Origin of the sequence: Ligilactobacillus sp. MP3 (assembly GCF_024436335.1) — a bacterium.
Lineage (GTDB): Bacteria > Bacillota > Bacilli > Lactobacillales > Lactobacillaceae > Ligilactobacillus > Ligilactobacillus salivarius.
Window position 1 is genome coordinate 17,701 of sequence record NZ_JANFQI010000008.1, and the last position, 19,942, is coordinate 37,642.

General features: G+C 33.7%; 21 protein-coding genes. 18 read left to right on the forward strand and 3 right to left on the reverse strand.

Translation table 11 applies throughout. The annotated features are described in order from the left end of the window. The first annotated feature begins 8 nt into the window (after positions 1-8). Both ssb and rpsR read left to right on the forward strand, forming a co-directional pair. The gene (gene ssb, locus NOU10_RS06920; RefSeq protein WP_003703384.1) at positions 9-560 is read left to right on the forward strand and encodes a single-stranded DNA-binding protein; all 552 of its coding nucleotides are present in this window, start codon (positions 9-11) and stop codon (positions 558-560) included. A gap of 21 nt (positions 561-581) precedes the next feature. After that, the gene (gene rpsR / locus NOU10_RS06925) at positions 582-818 is read left to right on the forward strand and encodes a 30S ribosomal protein S18 (RefSeq protein WP_003701427.1); all 237 of its coding nucleotides are present in this window, start codon (positions 582-584) and stop codon (positions 816-818) included. A 50-nt stretch (positions 819-868) separates the two neighbouring features. Here rpsR and NOU10_RS06930 read toward each other — a convergent pair whose 3' ends face one another. Next, positions 869-1,732: an NAD(P)-dependent oxidoreductase gene (locus tag NOU10_RS06930; protein ID WP_255906408.1), complete on the reverse strand. Its 864-nt coding sequence runs from the start codon at positions 1,730-1,732 to the stop codon at positions 869-871. 147 nt (positions 1,733-1,879) lie between these two features. Here NOU10_RS06930 and NOU10_RS06935 point away from each other — a divergent pair, with 147 nt between their 5' ends. From NOU10_RS06935 to mscL, 6 genes are all read left to right on the forward strand, one after another. After that, positions 1,880-2,893 carry a glycosyltransferase gene (locus tag NOU10_RS06935; protein ID WP_160995179.1) on the forward strand — a complete coding sequence of 338 codons (1,014 nt, stop codon included), beginning with the start codon at positions 1,880-1,882 and terminating at the stop codon, positions 2,891-2,893. A 227-nt stretch (positions 2,894-3,120) separates the two neighbouring features. After that, a complete protein-coding gene (locus NOU10_RS06940; protein WP_087251059.1) occupies positions 3,121-3,903 on the forward strand; it encodes a M23 family metallopeptidase in 783 nt (260 codons plus the stop codon). Positions 3,904-4,141: 238 nt separating this feature from the next. Next, positions 4,142-6,064 carry an asparagine synthase (glutamine-hydrolyzing) gene (asnB, locus tag NOU10_RS06945; RefSeq protein ID WP_253006137.1) on the forward strand — a complete coding sequence of 641 codons (1,923 nt, stop codon included), beginning with the start codon at positions 4,142-4,144 and terminating at the stop codon, positions 6,062-6,064. A 99-nt stretch (positions 6,065-6,163) separates the two neighbouring features. After that, a complete protein-coding gene (locus NOU10_RS06950; protein ID WP_253006136.1) occupies positions 6,164-6,466 on the forward strand; it encodes a TMEM175 family protein in 303 nt (100 codons plus the stop codon). Between the two features lie 37 nt (positions 6,467-6,503). Beyond that, positions 6,504-6,740, forward strand: a complete 237-nt coding sequence (locus NOU10_RS06955; protein ID WP_255906409.1) for a hypothetical protein — start codon at positions 6,504-6,506, stop codon at positions 6,738-6,740. Between the two features lie 175 nt (positions 6,741-6,915). Further along, positions 6,916-7,293: a large-conductance mechanosensitive channel protein MscL gene (gene mscL / locus NOU10_RS06960; protein WP_003701438.1), complete on the forward strand. Its 378-nt coding sequence runs from the start codon at positions 6,916-6,918 to the stop codon at positions 7,291-7,293. Positions 7,294-7,352: 59 nt separating this feature from the next. On the opposite strand, the gene spxB is transcribed toward mscL, so the two are convergent. Further along, positions 7,353-9,239 carry a pyruvate oxidase gene (gene spxB / locus NOU10_RS06965; RefSeq protein WP_255906410.1) on the reverse strand — a complete coding sequence of 629 codons (1,887 nt, stop codon included), beginning with the start codon at positions 9,237-9,239 and terminating at the stop codon, positions 7,353-7,355. A 524-nt stretch (positions 9,240-9,763) separates the two neighbouring features. Between spxB and NOU10_RS06970 the strand changes: the two genes are divergently transcribed. From NOU10_RS06970 to NOU10_RS06985, 4 genes are all read left to right on the forward strand, one after another. Further along, positions 9,764-10,090 (forward strand): hypothetical protein, encoded by a 327-nt coding sequence (locus tag NOU10_RS06970; protein WP_255906411.1) that lies wholly within the window; start codon positions 9,764-9,766, stop codon positions 10,088-10,090. A 143-nt stretch (positions 10,091-10,233) separates the two neighbouring features. Beyond that, positions 10,234-11,766: a UDP-N-acetylmuramoyl-L-alanyl-D-glutamate--2,6-diaminopimelate ligase gene (locus tag NOU10_RS06975; protein WP_255906412.1), complete on the forward strand. Its 1,533-nt coding sequence runs from the start codon at positions 10,234-10,236 to the stop codon at positions 11,764-11,766. Beyond that, on the forward strand, positions 11,766-13,016 hold the full coding sequence (locus NOU10_RS06980; RefSeq protein ID WP_069468834.1) for a carboxylate--amine ligase: 1,251 nt from the start codon (positions 11,766-11,768) through the stop codon (positions 13,014-13,016). Before NOU10_RS06975 ends, NOU10_RS06980 begins: the two co-directional genes overlap by 1 nt. 9 nt (positions 13,017-13,025) lie before the next feature. Beyond that, positions 13,026-13,739: an aspartate/glutamate racemase family protein gene (locus tag NOU10_RS06985; RefSeq protein WP_003702044.1), complete on the forward strand. Its 714-nt coding sequence runs from the start codon at positions 13,026-13,028 to the stop codon at positions 13,737-13,739. A gap of 35 nt (positions 13,740-13,774) precedes the next feature. On the opposite strand, the gene NOU10_RS06990 is transcribed toward NOU10_RS06985, so the two are convergent. Further along, positions 13,775-14,998, reverse strand: coding sequence for an MFS transporter (locus NOU10_RS06990; RefSeq protein WP_255906413.1), 1,224 nt, complete (start codon positions 14,996-14,998; stop codon positions 13,775-13,777). A 134-nt stretch (positions 14,999-15,132) separates the two neighbouring features. Here NOU10_RS06990 and NOU10_RS06995 point away from each other — a divergent pair, with 134 nt between their 5' ends. From NOU10_RS06995 to NOU10_RS07020, 6 genes are all read left to right on the forward strand, one after another. Next, positions 15,133-15,288, forward strand: coding sequence for a hypothetical protein (locus tag NOU10_RS06995; RefSeq protein ID WP_255906414.1), 156 nt, complete (start codon positions 15,133-15,135; stop codon positions 15,286-15,288). Continuing rightward, on the forward strand, positions 15,266-15,697 hold the full coding sequence (locus NOU10_RS07000) for a TetR/AcrR family transcriptional regulator (protein ID WP_255906415.1): 432 nt from the start codon (positions 15,266-15,268) through the stop codon (positions 15,695-15,697). The genes NOU10_RS06995 and NOU10_RS07000 overlap by 23 nt, the downstream gene beginning before the upstream one ends. Positions 15,698-15,816: 119 nt before the next feature. Next, complete coding sequence (locus NOU10_RS07005; RefSeq protein WP_003707369.1) at positions 15,817-16,683, forward strand: GRP family sugar transporter; 867 nt, start codon at positions 15,817-15,819, stop codon at positions 16,681-16,683. 176 nt (positions 16,684-16,859) lie between these two features. After that, positions 16,860-18,206 carry a threonine/serine exporter ThrE family protein gene (locus NOU10_RS07010; protein ID WP_253006131.1) on the forward strand — a complete coding sequence of 449 codons (1,347 nt, stop codon included), beginning with the start codon at positions 16,860-16,862 and terminating at the stop codon, positions 18,204-18,206. Between the two features lie 14 nt (positions 18,207-18,220). Then, positions 18,221-18,781 (forward strand): GNAT family N-acetyltransferase, encoded by a 561-nt coding sequence (locus tag NOU10_RS07015; protein WP_003707363.1) that lies wholly within the window; start codon positions 18,221-18,223, stop codon positions 18,779-18,781. 198 nt (positions 18,782-18,979) lie between these two features. Beyond that, positions 18,980-19,894 (forward strand): DMT family transporter, encoded by a 915-nt coding sequence (locus NOU10_RS07020; protein ID WP_003702035.1) that lies wholly within the window; start codon positions 18,980-18,982, stop codon positions 19,892-19,894. Positions 19,895-19,942: the final 48 nt, after the last annotated feature.

A 19,942-nucleotide genomic window follows, 5' to 3' on the forward strand; every position in this document is an offset into this window, starting at 1 on the left:
GAGTTACTGTGATTAATAGAGCTATTCTAGTAGGCCGTTTAACAAGAGATCCTGATTTACGTTACACGGCTTCTGGAGCTGCGGTTGCTACATTTACTGTTGCTGTAAATCGTCAATTTACTAACCAACAAGGTGAACGTGAAGCTGATTTCATTAACTGTGTAATGTGGCGTAAACCAGCAGAAAATTTTGCCAACTTTACTCATAAGGGTTCATTGGTTGGGATTGACGGACGAATTCAAACTCGTTCTTATGAAAACCAGCAAGGGACAAGAGTATATGTTACAGAAGTTGTAGCCGAGAATTTCTCATTGTTAGAATCACGTGCCGAAGCAGATCGTTATCGTGAACAACATGGAATGACACAAAATAATTACGGAAATAATGCTCCTTCACAAAATCAAGCATCACAGTTTGATAGCAATCCATTCGGTGATTCTCAATCAAATAATAGTTTTGGTGGAAATACACCAGCAAATAATGGAGCAGATAATAGTGCTGATCCATTTGCTGATAATGGACAATCTATTGATATTTCTGATGATGACTTGCCATTCTAGTAAGCGTGAGGAGGGAATAACATGGCTCAACAACGTAGAGGCGGACGTCGTCGCCGTAAGGTAGACTACATCGCAGCAAATCACATTGAATACATCGACTACAAGGATACAGATTTATTACGTCGTTTCATTTCTGAACGTGGAAAGATCTTACCTCGTCGAGTAACAGGTACAAGTGCTAAGAACCAACGTAAGTTAACAGTTGCTATTAAGCGTGCTCGTATCATGGGCTTATTGCCATTTGTTGCTGAAGATTAATAGTTAAAGTAAGACACTTAACAATGTTTATACATTGTTAAGTGTCTTTTTTAATCGTATATCTTGATTAATCCCTGAGTACCATCATTACCTAATTTAAATTCATCAACCATTGTTTGATAAAGTTCTTCAGCTTTTTCTGTCGCAGGAAGATGGATACCCATGTCTTTAGCAGAATCTAAAGCAATACGTAAATCTTTGAGAAAATGCTTAGCAAAAAATCCAGGAGTATAGTCAGATGCTAAAATTCTAGGGCCGTAATTACTTAGACTCCAGTTGGCTGCTGATCCAGCTCCTACTGTAGTAAGAATAGAATCTAAGTCTAGTCCAGCTTTTTTAGCGTAGACGAGCATTTCGGTTAATCCAGTCATTGTCCCAGCAATCATAATTTGATTTGCCATTTTAGCATGTTGTCCAGAACCAGCTGGGCCAAATAAGTGATAACTCTGAGAAATAACTTCAAAAATATCTGTAAGCTTATCGAATGATTCTTTATCTCCTCCAACCATAACAGTTAAAGTACCATTTTTTGCTCCAACATCACCGCCAGATACAGGAGCATCTAAAACAAAGAGATTTCTTTTTTGACCCTCTTGATAAATCTTTTGAGCAAGAGAAGGGCGACTAGTAGTCATATCAACTAGGATAGATTGTGGTTTAGCTCCTGCGAAAATTCCAGTTTCAGAATTAAAATATACATCTTCAACATCTGGTGGGAATCCAACCATTGTAAAGATAATATCACTTTGTTGAGCTACTTCTTTGGGTGAGTCAGCCCAACCAGCACCTAAAGAAACTAAATTATCAGTTTTAGATTTAGTTCGATTATATACAACCATTTCATAGCCGGCTTTTAACAAATTAACGGAAATAGCATTTCCCATAACACCAGTGCCAATAAAACCTATTTTCATATAAGGTACCTTCTTTCTATAACGCTACCTTAATTTTAACACTAATAAATTTTACAAAAAGAAATAATGCTTATGGAAGAAATAAGAGAGTAATGTTAGAATTTAACATGATCTAATTTTTAATAGTGAATAGAATAGGTGAATTATTTGGAAAAATTATTGAGTATTGTAGTTCCGTGTTACAATTCGCAAGATTATATAGATCGGTGTGTGGAGTCGTTACTTCCCGGAAATGATAGAGTTGAAATTTTATTAATAGACGATGGTTCGACAGATAGGACAGCTGAGATTATAGATAAATATGAACGTACATATCCCAAGCAAATAAAGGCTGTTCATCAAGAAAATGGAGGACATGGGCAAGCAGTAAACACTGGAATGTATTTAGCAAAGGGAAAGTATGTAAAAGTTGTTGATAGTGATGATTGGCTAGATTTAAATTCATATCAAAAAGTTCTGAATTTTCTAGAGAGTTTGGAAGAATCAAATGAAGAAATTGATATGTTAATTTGTAATTATATTTACGATAAAGTGGAGTTAGGACATAAAAAGGTAATTAAGTATCGATGGTTACCAAAAAATAAAAGTTTCACGTGGAACAAAGTACATTTACTGTATGGAGAATATTTTTTGATGCATGCGGTTATATATAGAACTAGTCTAGTAACCAAAGAAGCTAAATTAAAATTACCAAAGCATAAATTCTATGTAGATAACCTTTATGTATTTGAGCCATTGCCTTATGTTAAAAAGATGTACTATTTAGATGTTGATTTGTATCACTATTTTATTGGAAGAGAAGATCAATCAGTTAATGAAAAAGTGATGCTCAAACGAATAGACCAACAATTGTATGTTAATAAAAGAATGATAAAATTCTATGCTGAGAATATAGATGTTAATTCTGACGTAGGAAAATACATGAAGAGATATTTAGAAATTATTACGACTATTTCGTCGATACTTTTGATTCGTGGAAATACAAAAGAATACTTGGATTTAAAAGATGATTTATGGAATTATTTAAAAGAATATGACGATGTATACAGGATTTTACGAAGAAGACTATTTGGGATAGGTGTTAATCTTCCGGGAAAATTTGGTAGGAAATTAGCTACAGATGTTTATAAAGTAGCTCAAAGACTATATGGCTTTAATTGATTATATAAATGATTGAACAGATTATAAGTTCAATCATTTTTTAATACTTTGTAAACCAAGTGTAAAATAACTAAGTGAAATATTTCAGTTGATTAACGATTAATTGAAAAAGCTACATATTATTGGCATATTTAGTACAATGAATACTGGATAGTTTTTAAAGTAAGAACATATATAGAAATAAACAGAGGGGACAAATAATTTTGAGAATAACACAAAGACTAGTTATGGCAAGTGCAGTGTTAGCTTCAATTAGTGTTACTGGAATGATGCAAAATAAGCACATTTCTAAGACTGCGATGACAGAACATAAGAATGTTCAGAAAGCTACTGTGAAACACTCTACATTTTTTTCAAAAGTAAGTGCAGATACAATTAATCAAACGGCAATTAAAGGAATAAGCAATAGTAGTTCACCATTTCCAAATGTTAGTGTAAATGATTTACAAATTTCTTCAGGAATGGGCTGGCGTAGTATAGGTGGTGTTCAATATCACCAAGGTTGGGATTTGCCGGCAGTACAAGGTACTCCAGTTTTAGCTACTAATAGCGGTGTTGTTAGTTATACAGGCTTTCTTCCAGATCAAGGTAATGTAGTTATCGTATATTTCCAAGAATCTAATACAGCTGTATATTTCCAACATCTAGCATCTATTACAGTATCTAAAGGGCAACAAGTAACAAGCGGACAACAAGTAGGTACTGTTGGAGGAACCGGTGCTTCTCCAGATTATAATAGTTATGCTCCTCATTTACATATTGGAGCTTTTAAGAATGCTTCAAACTACATTAATAATGCATATCCAATGCCATCATTACCAACTAATTCTGAAACTGCAGCAACAACTGATTTTATTTCACCAGCTGAGATGTTTGGTGTTGATGCTAATCAAAATAATTGGATTGATGAACAAACTAATATGTATGGTTCTAATAGTGAACAACCTGCATCGATTTCAGATGGCAACAACTTTGTAACAGTTGGACAAGCGTTACAACAAATACAGTAAGAAGATTCAAATATCTCTTAGTTATTAGATAAATTACTAATAACCAAGGGATATTTTTAATATTCTAAAGAAAAAAATAAGATATTTTCCTAGTGAGTTCCTTTCTTGTATAATTACTGGGATAAGTGCTATAATTCAATTATTACTGTGTACGTACATGTATGCGTATGTAATATTAATATGAAATAAGTTACTAGAATTATTCTAGGACAAATTATAGAAGGTAAGGGGAACAAATATGTGTGGATTTGTCGGTTATGTTAACCAAACAGATGTCCAAGATGAAGTAATTGAAAAGATGGCTAATCGAATTCGTCACCGTGGACCTGATGATGAAGCTTTCTTTAGAGATAACAATGTTTCTATGGGATTTCGTCGTTTATCAATTATTGACTTAGCTCATGGTAAACAACCTATGTATAACCAAGACCAAACCAAAGTATTAACCTTTAATGGTGAAATTTATAACTATAAAGAAATTAGAAAAGAACTTAAAGAATTAGGATATAACTTTAGAACAGAAGTTGACTCAGAAGTTTTAATCCATGGCTATGATGCTTGGGGTCCAGAGTTGCTTCAAAAGACTCGAGGTATGTATGCTTTCGCAATCTATAACCAAAAAGAAAATGAAGTATTTTTAGCTCGTGATCATTTTGGAATTAAACCATTATACTACTATGATGATGGTGAAACATTCTTATGGGCTTCTGAAATCAAAGCCTTCTTAGATCATCCAAACTTCAAGAAGGAATTCAACAAGGAACTATTACCTATTCATTTGAGTTTCGAATTTATTCCTTCCAAGGAAACAATGTTTAAACATGTTTATAAAGTTATGCCAGGTCAATATGTAATTCATAAGAATGGCAAGACTGAGGTACATCAATATTATAAATTTAATTATGATAAGATTGATAACTCACAAACAGTAGAAAGCGATGCTAGTCAAATTCGTAAATTAGTACGTGAATCTGTTGATGCACATATGGTTGCGGACGTTGAAGTAGGTAGTTTCTTATCTAGTGGTGTTGACTCAAGTTATGTATTTAATGAAGCAACAAAAATTAAGAAGCAACACATTCAATCATTTACATTAGGATATGATCGTTCTAAATATAGTGAAATTGACTGGGCGCATGATTTTGCTGAAGGAATTGGTCAAAAGAATACACCAATCAAGATTGATGCAGATGATTATTTTGGTATTTTACCAACAATCATGTATTACATGGATGAACCATTATCTAATCCATCTGCTATGCAATTGTATTTCTTATCAAAGGGTACACGAGAACACGTTAAAGTTGCTTTATCTGGTGAAGGTGCAGATGAATTCTTTGGTGGATATAACACATACCTTGAAGCTGGTCCATTTGAACGTTATCAGAAATTGGTTCCAGGTTTTGTGCGTAAAGGTTTAGCTAAAGCAGTTGAAAATTTACCTCGTTTCCATGGTCAACGTTTCTTAGTTCGTGGTGCACAACCATTGAGTGAACGCTATTATCGTGTAAATTATGTTTATAACTACCATGAACGTGAAAAAATCTTAAAAGATAAGAGTTTAAATGTTGATACAGGTGCATATACAAAGCACATCTTTGATGAAGTAAAAGATAAAGATGAAATGACACAAATGCAATACTTTGATATCAACACATGGTTACCATTTGATATCTTACAAAAAGCTGATCGCATGAGTATGGCAAACTCACTTGAAGTTCGTACACCATTGGTTGACCGTGAAGTTGCAAAATTTGCAGCTACAATGCCAATTAAGACTCGTATTCAAGGAGATACAACTAAGATTTCCTTACGTAAAGCAGCACAAGCAGAATTACCTGAAAAGGTTGCTAATAAGGAAAAATTAGGTTTCCCATCTCCAGTTGCTCAATGGATGAAAGAACCTAAATATAAGAAAATGATCGAAGATGCTTTCACATCTGATGTTGCCAAGAAATTCTTTGATACTGATGCATTACTTGAAATCTTCAAAGAACATTTGAATGGTAAATCAAGTATGCAAAAGATTTTTACAATCTATACATTTATTTTGTGGTATCAAGTATACTTCCCTGAAGACTGTGAACATGACATTAGGGATCAAATTCGTTTTAACAATGTTAAAGCACATGCGAATGAACAAAATTTTGCAGAAGCTTAAAATATAAGATATTGTAGTCGTGAGAGAGTTCTCACGGCTATTTTTGTTGACTGATTAAAAAAGCCCTTGTTAAGATAGCAGAGAAAGAAAGTGAGTATTTTGCCTAAAAATCGTATGGAGGCATTTAGTGATGGAGTTTTAGCAATTATAATTACAATTATGGTATTAGAGTTGCATGTGCCTGACGGTGCGACCTTTGATGCTATTAGGGCAGTTATCCCAACTTTTATTACATATGTACTTAGTTATATTTACGTGGGAATTTACTGGAATAACCACCATCATTTAGTATCTACGTTATCAAGAGTATCAGGAAAAATACTATGGTTCAATTTACATTGGTTATTCTGGATGTCATTACTACCTGTAGCGACAAAATGGTTAGGGACATATCCTGTTTAAAACAGCACCAACCTTTGTTTATGGATTTATATTATTCATGTGTTCGATCTCTTACTATCTATTACAAATTGAAGTTTTGAGACAACATAAGAAAAATTCAAAGTTGAAACAGTTATTTGGTAGGGACTTTAAAGGTAAAGTTTCAGTAGCGTTATATTTAACTATTACAATTTGTGTCTTATTTTTACCAATCTTAAGTTATGTTCTATTGTTTATAACAACTTTATTTTGGATTATTCCAGATAGAAGAATTGAGAAATTTTATAATCCATAAAAAATAATTTATTTTTGTATAAATAAGAATGTAATGATATGAATGAATAGATTGATAAAAAAGGGAAATTAATGCTATTTTTTTAATATAAATAATAATTAAAGATTTAATAATTGTGAACAATATGTTATAATACTAGCTTATAACCACATATTATTATTAGGAGGATTATTTTATGTTAAAAGAATTTAAAGAATTCATATCTCGTGGTAATGTAATGGACTTAGCAGTTGGGGTAATCATCGGTGGTGCTTTTACAGCTATTGTTAATTCTTTAGTTAAGTATATTATTAATCCTTTCTTAGGTTTATTTGTCGGAGCAATTGATTTTTCTGATTTAGTATTTAAAATTGGCAATGCGACATTTAGAGTTGGTAGTTTCTTAAATGCAGTAATTAACTTCTTGATTATTGCTTTCGTTGTATTCTTAATGGTAAAAGGTATCAACAAAGTGTTACGTCAAGACAAGAAGGAAGAAGCTCCAGCACCTAAAGATCCTCAATTGGAAGTATTAGAAGAAATTAGAGATTCTTTAAAGAAACTTGATAAATAATAAGTTTAAATAAAAGAAATCCTATGGAATTGGAATTAACCCAATTTCATAGGATTTTTTTAGTACTCGGAAGCTCCAGAAACTGCATCTGGGATGATTTGATCTTGTTCTTTTTTCTTTTGGTCATAATTTTCCGGTAAGGTTGATGGTGTTGTAATTACATCAAAAACATTTTGCATCGCGGAGTTAAAATCATCGCGAGATTCCCCTAGTTCACGCTTTAGGAAATAACTAAATGGACGTAAAGTAGTTGCTTGATATTTTTCGATAAAACTAGCTACTTTCTGTGGATCTTGGTAACTAGGATCCAAATACATATGCTCAGTAGTAAATGGCATCTCTCGAGTAAATTTAACGTCAATTACAATTGGCTTGGAACTTTCTTTACCAGCAGCAATTGCTTCTTTAAAGTCGTCTAAAGTGTAGACTGTATACCCAATTGCACCCATTCCTTTGGCGATTGTTGCCCAATCAGTATCAGGAAGATCGACTCCAAAAACAGGTTGTTGAGTGTCATCAATTTGCTCAGCCTCGATATAGCCAAGGGTCTTATTGTTAAAAATAATGTTGATAATATTCAAATTGTACTTTACTTGTGTAATGATTTCCTCCATTAGCATAGCAAAACCACCATCGCCATTAAGACTATATACGTCACGATCTGGATAAAGTATTTTAGCTGCGATGGCCGCAGGAACACCATACCCCATAGTTGCGAATTGGCCTGAGGTAGTCCATTTTTGTTGATCATGTAAGTTCATAAGTCTAGCAAAGTTAATATTTACATTACCAACATCAAGAGTGAAGATTGCTTGATCACTAGCTTCTTGATTCAAAACTTCGAAAACTGGTTCAGGTCTAAGTGGGATATCTTCACTGTGTTTAAATCTATTTAACCATGCTAGCCAATTTTCTTTGTTAGCTAAAGCAGCTTTGTAGAATGGTGTTTCAGGTAATTCTTCACCTTGTTTAAGTAAGGCTTGCAATGTTTTTTTAGAATCAGCAAGAATTGGAACAGTAACTTGATGTCGTTTACCTAATTTTTCACTATCAATATCAATTTGAATGACTTTAGCCTTAGGATTAAAAAGGAAGATACTGAAAGGCACATCGTTACCAATCCAGAGAATTAAATCAGTATTAAATCCTAATTCTACTCCGGTTTTTGGAGCAACACGGCCAGTTGATCCCATATAAGTAGGATAGGTATCTTCAATAATTCCCTTAGCAAGAACAGAAGATACTAGAGGAAGTTTAAATTTAGCAGAAATTTCTTTCAATTCCTTAGCAGCATGTTTAGCCCCAATACCGAAGTAAACCATAGGTGCTTTAGCTGCTTTTATCAGTTCTAAAGCGTCGGTAATGGATTGAGGATTGGGTTCAGGGTAAATTGGTTCAACGTGGTTAGCAGTATTGGAAACAAAAGTATCAGGAATCATTTTCCATCCTAGGTCTTTAGGTAAAATTAGGGTGGCGACTCCACGATGCTTATAAGCTTGACGGATACCTTCATCAACAAGTTTAGGAATACTTTCAGCAGTCATAGCTGTTCTATTCCAACAAGCAACATTATCAAACCAAGGACCTTCATTGTAAGCTTGGAAGAAATCAATATTCATCTTAGTAGTAGGTACTTGAGCGATGATTGCGAATATTGGAACATGATCGGCTTTGGCATCGTGCAGTCCGTTAAGAAGATGAATGGCACCTGGACCAGCAGAGCCTAATACTACTCCAACTTTACCTGAGAGCTTAGCACTGGCAGAAGCAGCCAAGGCTCCAGCTTCTTCGTGGCGAACCTGAATAAATTTAATTTTATCTTGTTGATTGTGTAAAGCATTCATAGTAGAGTCAAGTGAGCCACCAGGATGACCATAAATATGAGTAACTCCCCATTCATGCAAAACTTTTAACATGGCATCAGTGCCACTGATTTTATTAGGCATAAAAATTTACCTCTCTAAAAATGATTTTACTTAAAGTTTAGGGAAAAAATAAGGTAAAGTCTAATAAAAAGCATATTAATTTTAGTAACAGAATAATATAAAAAAACGGATAAAAATATCTAAATTAAGGTCCTTTTTACGGGAAAATAGACAAAATTTTACTATAAGTGTAATTTTTTATGTTAGAAATCTTTATTTTCTACTTTTTCTCTGGTAAATTATACTATGGAAGTCATAGTTATTAGCTATCCTTGGTAAAACTTTCACTCAAACACTCAAACTACTATCAACCGATGTTAATAACTCCCCTATGTCTTTCATGAATGAACGCTTTTACTTATATTCAAACTATCACTTAGACAAAAAGCAAGAACATTCATCCTATGCTCCAGAAATCCACTCAATTTCTGGGGCTTTTTTGTATGCAATTTAGTTAATTTATTCACTAAATTGAAATCGGTTACTTATTTGATATAATTATATTGATAAGGTTAAATTAATTTTGATTTGGGGTGTTATTAATTATGGAATTTAAAGTTAGTGAAGAAGCAGGACGTAAATTAATCGAAGAAATGCGTCTTGAAAAGGGCGATAGAATAAAGATAATTACTAAAATATATGGTGGAATTCCAACAGTTTTTCCAAGTTATTATCTAGGGATTATGTTAGATAATGATGAAACTGCAGGAGTTGAAGAAGTGATAGATGGTGTATCTTTCTATTTAATGCCAACAGATATGTGGTTAATCGATGATTATGATTTACATGTAGTTCTAGTTGATGGCGAAGTAGAATATAAATTCACTAAACCAGGTGAAGTTGATGCTGTTAGTGGAGCTTCTAAAAAATAAAAGGATTAGTTTGAGAGATCAAGCTAATCTTTTTTAATATTATATATTGTATAAAAATCTCAACCAAATATTTCTTTTTTAGCAAAAACGTGAAATAATAGATATTTGAGACAAGTTTAAAAAGTTAGAAGGTGTAGGAGCTGATGGCATTAGAAATAACCCCAGCTTTATCTTTATTGGATGAACACCACCTCTTAAAAGAAGTGGTTAACGAACAAAAATTGACTTTTGAAAATGTAACTTATGATTCAAGAAAAGTGTCAGATAATACTTTGTTTTTCTGTAAAGGTAATTTTAAACCTAGTTACTTAACTTCAGCTTTGGAAAAAGGTGCAACAGCCTATGTTTCTGAACAAAAGTATGCTAAAGGAATGGATGCGACAGGTATTATTGTAACTAACGTACAAAAAGCGATGGCACTATTAGGTGCAGCATTCTATGGTTTTCCTCAAAATGAGTTATTTATTATTGCTTATACAGGAACAAAAGGAAAGACTACTTCAGCTTATTTTGCGGAGCATATTCTAGCAAAAGCAACAGATAAAAAAGTAGCTCTTTTTTCAACTATTGATAGAGTGTTGGGAAATGAACCTGATCAAAGATTTAAATCAGATTTAACAACTCCAGAATCACTTGATTTATTCCATGATATGAGAGCTGCAGTTAATAATGGCATGACTCATTTGGTAATGGAAGTTTCATCACAGGCATACAAGAAGAATCGTGTGTATGGACTTACATTTGATGTGGGGATATTCTTAAATATCTCACCAGATCATATTGGTAGAAATGAACATCCAACATTTGATGATTATCTTCATTGTAAGGAACAACTCTTAGTAAATTCTAAGCGTTGTGTGATTAATGGAGAAACAGCTTATTTGAGAGATGTTTACTATACTGCAAAAGCAACAACAGAACCAGAAGATATATATGTTTTTGCACGCAAGGGTGCTCAAATTTCTGACAATATTCCAGTAGATATTGAATATCAAAATGATTTTGAAGATTTGCATAAAAGTGTAATTGAGGTTAAGGGACTTAGTGATAAGGCTCAAACCTTACATGTTGATGGAAAGTATGAATTAAGTGTGCCAGGCGATTATAACGAAGGAAATGCTACTAGTGCGATTATCGCTACTTTACTTGCAGGTGCTAAAGGTGAAGATGCACGCAAGACACTTGATAGAGTACATATTCCTGGTAGAATGGAAATTATTAAAACAAAAAATAATGGTACAATCTATGTTGATTATGCTCATAATTATGCTAGTTTAAAAGCTTTATTTACCTTTTTAAAACAACAAACTCATGCCGGTCGAGTAATTGCTGTTTTGGGTTCTCCTGGAGATAAGGGTATTTCTCGTCGTCCAGGTTTCGGAAAAGCAGTTAGTGAAGAAGTGGATCATGTGATTTTGACAACGGATGATCCAGGCTTTGAAGATCCAATGAAGATTGCTCAAGAAATTGATAGTTATATCAACCATGATAATGTAAAAGTAGAGTTTGAACTAGACAGAGAAATGGCAATTGAGAAAGCCATTAAAATGAGTACTAATAACGATATAGTAGTATTAGCGGGTAAAGGAGAAGATCCTTATCAAAAGATAAAGGGTGTCGATGTACCTTATCCATCAGATGTTAATGTAGCAAAGAAAATTGTGGAGGAATTATAATGAGTGCACCAGCATTTACACCAATTTTATTAGGTAGTGATTTTAATGTTTACGGAATGGCACGTTCTTTTTATGAACTATACCATAAACCAGTTAAAGCATTTGCAGAAATAGAATTAGCACCAACAAGATTTACAAAAATTGTTGACTTAGAATTAATAGATGGTTTTTCTGAAGATCCAGTTTGGATTAATGAAATGCGTAAGATAAAGAAACGTTACGCTGATCATGAAGAACCAGTAATCTTAATTGGTTGTGGTGATGGCTATGCAGAATTGATTGCTAAGCATAAGGATGAATTGTCAGATGTATTTATTTGTCCTTACGTTGACTATGATTTATTGAAGCATTTGAATAATAAGGAACGTTTCTATGAAATGTGTGACAAGTATGACTTACCATATCCAAAAACAAAAATCATCACTAAAGCTGATCATGACAGTGGAGACAAGATTGAACAACCATTCCAATATCCGGTAGCATTGAAACCAGCTAATAGTGTTGAATGGCTTGACGTTCATTTTGAAGGTCGTAAAAAAGCCTTTAGAATTAAGGATCGAGAAGAATTTGATTATGTCTTGAAACAAGCATATGCAAATGGCTATAAGTCTGACTTCATTTTACAAGACTTTATTCCTGGTGATGATAGTCATATGCGTGTATTGAATGCCTATGTAGATAAAGATCATAAAGTTAAGATGATGTGTATGGGACATCCTTTACTAGAAGATCCAGCACCATCAGCAATCGGAAACTATGTTGCAATATTGCCAGACTTTAATCAAGATATCTATGATCGTATCAAGAATTTCTTAGAGGCTATTAACTATACTGGTTATGCTAACTTTGATATGAAGTACGACACAAGAGATAACACATATAAGTTATTTGAAATTAATCTTCGTCAAGGAAGAAGTAGTTTCTTTGTAACTTTAGATGGTTACAATTTAGCTGATTGGGTTGTTAAAGACTACGTTAAAGATAGCTTAAAGGGTCAAGAAACGGTCTATGGAAATAAAGATGAAGAACAACACGCTCTATGGTTAGGTGTGCCTGCGAAAGTATTTAAGAAATATGCCAAGGATAATGAAGATAAGCAAAAAGCTTTGGAATTAATTAAAGCTGGTCGTTACGGAACAACTTTCGAATATTCTAAAGATATGAATATTAGACGTTGGCTATTAATTAAGTGGATGAATCATAACTATGTGAAGAACTTCAATCGTTATTTCAAAGAAAATAAAGGGTGATCTAAACTTATGAAAAATTTCTTTACAATTATTGGTGGTATGGGCACGATGGCAACTGAAAGCTATATTCATCAGTTGAATTTACGTACACCAGCTAATAATGATCAAGAATATTTGAATTATATTTTGGTTAATCATGCAACAGTTCCAGATAGAACAGCCTATATCTTAGATAATAGTAAACCAAATCCTAAGATTCCATTATTGGAAGATTTTAAACAACAAGCAAGTTTAAAACCAGACTTCTTTACATTGCCATGTAACACAGCACATTATTTTTATGATGAGTTACAAGCTGCAGTTGATGTACCTGTGTTGCATATGCCACGTTTAGCGGTTGAACAAATTAAGCAAGATTATCCTAATGCTAAGAGAGTAGGGATTGTCGCAACCAATGGTACCTTACATGATGGTGTATACGATAAAGAAATCTTAGATGCTGGCTATGAATTAGTAAAACCAACAGCTGAAATTCAAGCTAAGACAATGGAATTAATTTATGATGACATCAAAGAAAAAGATTATGTTGATGGTAAATTATTCTATGAATTAGTTGAAGATATGGTGAAAGATGAAAAGTGTGATGCGGTTATTTTAGGTTGTACAGAGTTATCATTAGCTCAAGAGAGAGAACCTATTACTGATTTACCAATTATCGATAGTCAATCAGTATTGGTTGATAAGACGTTGGAATTAGCACTAAAAACACAAAAGAATAAATAGTAAAAAACCAGTGGTTATTGCCCACTGGTTTTTTGTTATCTATTAAATTTCAAACGTAAGCTTGGCTCAGTAAACCATAAAATTAGGAAATTAAGTAGTAGTAGAGTAGCGGTAGAAATGAAAACAACATTGTAATCAAAAAGACCAGCTAAAGAACCACCTAAAAGTGAGCCGAACATATTGCCTAAAGCTTGGAAAGATTGATTCCAAGAAAAGACGGCAGATGTAGCTGATGCAGGAGAATTCTTTGTTAGTAAAGTTTGGATGGTAGGAAATAGTGCACCATCAGAAATACCAATAAAGAAACGTAGAATTCCTAGTAACCAAATGCTTGAAACAAATCCTTGTGGGAAGTACATGATAACAGCAAAAAGATAACCTGCCATTAGAACTTTATTTGATCCATGAGCATCACCATAAGCTCCTAAACGTGGGGCTGAAATGATATTGGAAATACCCGGTAAAGCAGCAATAATACCAGCTACTAAGGCAATAGGGCCTTGATTGTGCATAAGTTCTTTGATGTATAAACTGATAATAGGGGCGATTGAAATATTTCCTAATTGAACCATCATAGTAGAAATAAGCAAAACGATGATTAGGCGAGGGTTTTGAAATTGTGATAATAAACCACGATGTTCTTTAGAATTTTTTTCTCGTCTAATAGGTACAAAGTATTCTTTAACTAAAGTGGCAGATAAAATTCCTGCTAGGGCTAGTAAGGAAGCGGTGATAAAAAAAGTGTCTCTAATAGAGAAGAATTGGGCTAATACACCACCGATGATAGGTCCCATTAACATTCCAGAAGTTGAGCCAGTGACTAGAGTTCCTAGAGCTTTCCCACTATGCTTTCTAGGTGTTTGCGATGCTATTAAAGCTTGAGCATTTGAAATGAAACCTGAAAATAAACCTTGAAGGGCACGTAAGGCAATTAATTCCCAGACGTTAGTGATAAGTCCCATTAAAAACATAGCAAAGGCCATACCAAAGGAAGCGCGAATTAACATGATTTTGCGTCCTTTAATATCAGCTAGCATTCCCCATAATGGAGAAACGATGGCAGTGACTAGAAAAGTAGCAGCATAGACCAAACCGCTATAAAAGGAAACTTGTGCCTTAGAAAAATGTCCTAGTTGACTGACATATAAAGACATAAATGGCATAAGCTCACTAAAAGCAATGCCAGCGATAAAAGTACAAACCCATAGAATGTATAAATTACGTTTCCATGGGCTTTTTTCTCGTTGTGCTTCGTCCATAAAATAGTCCTTTCCTTTGTATAATATCGAAATATAGCTTAATAGTAGTAAAGAAAGTAAAATAATTACTATATTAATTTACAAAGTGTAATGATAGACCTAATAATAAACAAATACAAGTGAGAGAATAAAAAATGACACAAAAAAGAAATTTATCAACCGAAAAAATAATAGAAGCAGCTAAGGAGATTATAAATAAAGAACGAGCTGAGAAATTAAGTTTCAGTAAGGTTGCTGGTGTATTGGGGGGGGGTACATTCTCAGGCGATGTATCCATATTTTGCCGATAAAGAAGAACTAAAAATTACAGTAATTAATGATTTTTTAGATAGTTTAACTGAACAAATTAAAGAAGAATTGCAAGGAATTTCTGGAAAAGAAGCTCTACGTATATATGGCCGTAAACTGCATGAATTATTATTAGTTCAGCCACAACTAACACGTTTGGCTTTTGGTGGAATTGATTATAGTCAAAAAGAAGAAGCAAGAAATCATTTTAAAGATTTAGTAGAGTTGTTAGAAAGTTTGATTGAACCATTTACTAAAAATGATGTTATAAACAGAGCACGATTATATCGAGCTGTGATATTTGGGTATGCTCAAAATGAACTGTGGGGCTTATTCAAATTAGCACTAGTTCCAGCACAAACGAGCTTTGAATTTACTTTAGAAGAAGCAATAGCGACAATTACTGCGTAGAATTAAAATTCAATTAAAAGTAAGCCTTACCATTGATTTTCAACTAACTTTATAGGATAATATTAAAATAGTCTGTTTTTTCAGATAGAGAGAGAAAAAGTTTTTTGAGGTGAACAAAATTGAATATCATTATTGCATTGATACCTGCTGTTTGTTGGGGTATTTTTCCATTAATCGCTAGCAAAACTGGCGGTGGTCCTGCTAATCAAATTCTTGGAACCGGTTTAGGTGCTACTTTGGTTGGTTTAATCGTATTTGCTATCATGCACCCAACAATTACAGCTTCCGCTTTCATTTGGGCTTTCATGGCAGGTGCTTGCTGGACAATCGGTCAAATTGGACAATTTATTTCTATGAAACCTGAACGTATGGGTGTAACAACAACTATGCCTATCTCAGCTGGTTTCCAATTAGTTGGTAACTCTTTAATTGGAATGTTATTCCTAGGTAACTGGAGTGGAACAACAGCTAAGATTATTGGTCTTGTTGCTTTGGCAATCGTTGTTGTTGGTGTTGTTTTAACAGCGGTAACTGATGATAACAAGAGTGAAGCAGCTTCTGTAAAGGATGTATTATTCTTATTAGTTACAACAGTTGGTTACTGGATCTATAGTTCATTCCCTAACTTACCAGCTGTAAGACATGTTTCTCCAACTGCATTATATTTACCTGAAATGTTAGGTATTTTGTGTGGTGCTTTAATCTTTGTTTTCGCTACTAGAGAAACATCTGCATTAACAGCACGTGAAAGTTGGGCTGGTATGATCGGTGGAGCAATTTGGGGTATTGCAGCATTTGCATATATCTTCTCTGCTCAAGAAAATGGAACTTCAAGTGCATTTATTTACACACAATTGAGTGTAGTTATTTCCACTTTAGGTGGAATGTTGTTCTTACATGAACGTAAAACTTCTCGTGAACTAGGTTTCACATTAGCTGGTTTAGTACTACTAGTTGTTGGTAGTGTAATCACAGGCTTTATCTAAAATATAAAATTAATAATTAAAAATAAGAGATGTCCCATAGTCATTGGCTAATTAGTTGATGACTATGGGATATTTTTTTGGTAGTTTGTGTTAAAATAAATTCTTTGACTGACATAATTTTCTGTAAGATATATAATTGAGTTTGTTACAATAATTGGTGTTTGGAGTTGATTAAAATGAGCGATGAGGAAGCCAATACTATGTTGCAATCAGTGATGAAACATCACCACATGCAAATGCCATGGCATAATTTTACGCCAGATAATAGTAATACTCCTGCTAAGAGGGCAACTTTAAAAGAAAAAGCTACCTTGGTAGGAAGAGTAGGGATTATGCTTCTGTCGTACGGAACTGGTGCTTGGCGAGTGCGAGATTCTATGAATACTATTGCCAGAGAGTTAAATATTTCATGTTCGGCTGATGTAGGTTTGGTATCAATTGAATATACTTGTGTTGATGAAGAAGGGCATGGCTACACACAAGCTTTGTCTTTAGCAAGTACAGGTGTAAATACCGATAAATTGTCAGAAATGGAACAATTTGTTATGGATTTTAATAAAGGCGGTTCTGATTTAAGTGCTGAACAGATCCATGAAATACTAGATGAAATTGAGCGTAAACCAGGACACTATACTGCTATTATGGCTGGTTTAGCGGCAGCTTCTGCATGTTGCGCCTTCGTATTTTTACTAGGTGGAGGTCTAGTAGAAATGTTGTGTTCTTTTGTAGGAGCTGGTTTTGGAAATTATATTCGTAGAAAAATGATTGAGCGACGCATTACTTTATTGGCGTGTGTGTCTGTTAGTGTGGCAGTTGCTTGTATATTCTATTTGATAGCCTTCAAATCTTTAGTAGCAATAATGCATGTTTCATTGCAACATGAAGCTGGATATATTGGAGCGATGCTATTCGTAATTCCTGGTTTTCCATTTATTACTAGTGGACTTGATATTGCTAAACTTGATATGAGATCAGGTTTAGAAAGAATGATGTATGCGATTATGATTATCACAGTTGCTACTTTAGTAGGCTGGGTGGTAGCGATGGCAGTTCATTTAAAACCAGTAAACTTCATTCCATTAGATCTAGGAGTAATACCAATGATGCTTTTACGGATTCCTGCTAGTTTTGTCGGAGTATTTGGATTCTCAATTATGTTTAATAGTACAATTGAGATGGCAACTTGGGCTGGAATAATAGGAGCTATTGCTAATACACTTAGACTAGAATTGGTAGACTTAACTAATATTCCGGCAGGAGCGGCGGCATTTACTGCTGCATTAGTTGCTGGACTACTAGCATCACTGATTAAAGGATACCCACGTATTTCATTAACGGTTCCTTCAATTGTGATTATGGTTCCTGGATTATACATGTATCGTGCTGTATATAATATAGGGGTAGTTTCGATTAATGTGGGAGCAACTTGGTTAACTGAGGCAGCTTTAATCGTAATGTTTTTACCACTAGGATTAATTACCGCACGTATATTGACTGATAAGAAGTGGCGTTATAAAGATTAGAAAGGAAAGATAATTTGGTATTAAAAGTAGAAAAGATTTCAACTAAGTCACAAGATTTTAAGCAGATAAAGAGAGTTTATGAGGAAGTTTTTCCAAAAGTTGAACGAATTCCTTTGTGGTTATTGAAAATGAGAGCGAATGAAGGAAAAGCAGAATTTTGTAGTCTTTATGATGAAAATGAATGGGTTGGTTTCTTCTATACAATTTTGACAAAGAAATTAGCATATATCTTCTTTCTAGCAGTAGATCCTGATAGACAAGGCGATGGTTATGGTAGCCAAGCTCTTGAAGTAATCAAAGAACGTTATCAAGATTATACAATGGGATTAAGTTCTGAGAGACCTAGTCCAGAAGCTCCAAACAATGAGCAAAGAATTCGCCGACAAAACTTTTACGAACGTAATGGTTTTACAAAGGCTGGATTTTATAGTGTAGAAAAAGGTGGAGTAAGATACGACTTTCTTAGTCCACAAGGCAAGGTTAAGCCTAACTTATATGTTGATTTAATGGCTGAATTTTTCAAGCAAAGACAGGCTTATTATTTGCCATTAAGAGTTGAAAAAGATGATGAATAATTAAAAAGCTGGGAGAAAATTTCTGCCAGTTTTTTATTCCCCAAAATACATAAAAGATAACATCAAATGTCACTTTATGACAACATTTAATTATCCGTTAAAAACTTATAAAATAAATGACAATTAGTTGTTTACAAGACAACGTGAGAGTGTTATTCTGGTCTCTAAATTGTAAAAATAAAAGAGGTGATTTAAGTTATGTCAATGAAAACGAAGGGCATATTATTAGCTGCTGGTGGAGCATCATTATGGGGAGGTTCAGGAGCAGCAGCCCAGCAATTATTCATGACACATGCAGTGACAACAGAGTGGTTAGTAGCTGTTAGATTATTAGGTGCAGGACTACTATTATTAATTTGGGGATTAATTAAGTCTTCAAAACAAATCAATGAAATTATTCATGATCGAAAAAATATGGCAATGGTTTTGGCATTCGCAATTTTCGGAGTTATGAATTCGCAATTATCTTATTTTTTTGCTATTAAATATAGCAATGCACCGACAGCGACAGTCTTACAATATTTACAGCCAGTATTGATCGTTTTATGGATGGCTTTTGGTCAGAAAATTAGACCAAGAAGAGTAGATGGAATTTCAATTGCTGTAGCATTAATGGGAACATTTTTGCTAGTAACTGGCGGTCGTTTAGATACACTAACTCTAACCCCAATTGCGTTAGCTTGGGGATTATGGAGTGCAGTTGCTGCTACATTATATACATTACTTCCAAGTGGATTGTTGAAAAAATACGATGCGATGGTAGTATGTGGGCTAGCGATGTTTGTTAGTGGAATTATTATGTTGCCATGGTTCTTAACAATGGAACAACCACATTTATCATTATTCAATATAGTGTTAGTGATCTATATTGTGGTATTTGGAACGATGTTTGCCTATACCTTATTTTTACAAAGTATTCGTTATATAGCACCATCCGTTACCGGAATTTTAAGTGCTTTTGAACCATTGATTGCGACAATTTTAGCTGTTACTTTATTAGGAACTAAATTATCAACAGCCGCAATTATTGGATCATTATTGATTGTTTTAACAACAGTTATTCAAGCCGTACCATTTAATGTAATATGGCGAAGATTTAGAAGAGTTAAATAAAATAACTGAAAAGTAAAAATGTTGAATTTGAACATAGGACCAATTTTC

What these genes read in the sequence shown, in the direction of transcription:
- rpsR (WP_003701427.1), top strand. Translation starts at nt 582, where the DNA reads ATGGCTCAACAACGTAGAGGCGGACGTCGTCGCCGTAAGGTAGACTAC.
- NOU10_RS06930 (WP_255906408.1), bottom strand. Translation starts at nt 1,732, where the DNA reads ATGAAAATAGGTTTTATTGGCACTGGTGTTATGGGAAATGCTATTTCC.
- NOU10_RS06940 (WP_087251059.1), top strand. Translation starts at nt 3,121, where the DNA reads ATGGCAAGTGCAGTGTTAGCTTCAATTAGTGTTACTGGAATGATGCAA.
- asnB (WP_253006137.1), top strand. Translation starts at nt 4,142, where the DNA reads ATGTGTGGATTTGTCGGTTATGTTAACCAAACAGATGTCCAAGATGAA.
- NOU10_RS06955 (WP_255906409.1), top strand. Translation starts at nt 6,504, where the DNA reads ATGTGTTCGATCTCTTACTATCTATTACAAATTGAAGTTTTGAGACAA.
- mscL (WP_003701438.1), top strand. Translation starts at nt 6,916, where the DNA reads ATGTTAAAAGAATTTAAAGAATTCATATCTCGTGGTAATGTAATGGAC.
- spxB (WP_255906410.1), bottom strand. Translation starts at nt 9,239, where the DNA reads ATGCCTAATAAAATCAGTGGCACTGATGCCATGTTAAAAGTTTTGCAT.
- NOU10_RS06970 (WP_255906411.1), top strand. Translation starts at nt 9,764, where the DNA reads ATGGAATTTAAAGTTAGTGAAGAAGCAGGACGTAAATTAATCGAAGAA.
- NOU10_RS06975 (WP_255906412.1), top strand. Translation starts at nt 10,234, where the DNA reads ATGGCATTAGAAATAACCCCAGCTTTATCTTTATTGGATGAACACCAC.
- NOU10_RS06980 (WP_069468834.1), top strand. Translation starts at nt 11,766, where the DNA reads ATGAGTGCACCAGCATTTACACCAATTTTATTAGGTAGTGATTTTAAT.
- NOU10_RS06985 (WP_003702044.1), top strand. Translation starts at nt 13,026, where the DNA reads ATGAAAAATTTCTTTACAATTATTGGTGGTATGGGCACGATGGCAACT.
- NOU10_RS06990 (WP_255906413.1), bottom strand. Translation starts at nt 14,998, where the DNA reads ATGGACGAAGCACAACGAGAAAAAAGCCCATGGAAACGTAATTTATAC.
- NOU10_RS06995 (WP_255906414.1), top strand. Translation starts at nt 15,133, where the DNA reads ATGACACAAAAAAGAAATTTATCAACCGAAAAAATAATAGAAGCAGCT.
- NOU10_RS07000 (WP_255906415.1), top strand. Translation starts at nt 15,266, where the DNA reads ATGTATCCATATTTTGCCGATAAAGAAGAACTAAAAATTACAGTAATT.
- NOU10_RS07010 (WP_253006131.1), top strand. Translation starts at nt 16,860, where the DNA reads ATGAGCGATGAGGAAGCCAATACTATGTTGCAATCAGTGATGAAACAT.
- NOU10_RS07020 (WP_003702035.1), top strand. Translation starts at nt 18,980, where the DNA reads ATGTCAATGAAAACGAAGGGCATATTATTAGCTGCTGGTGGAGCATCA.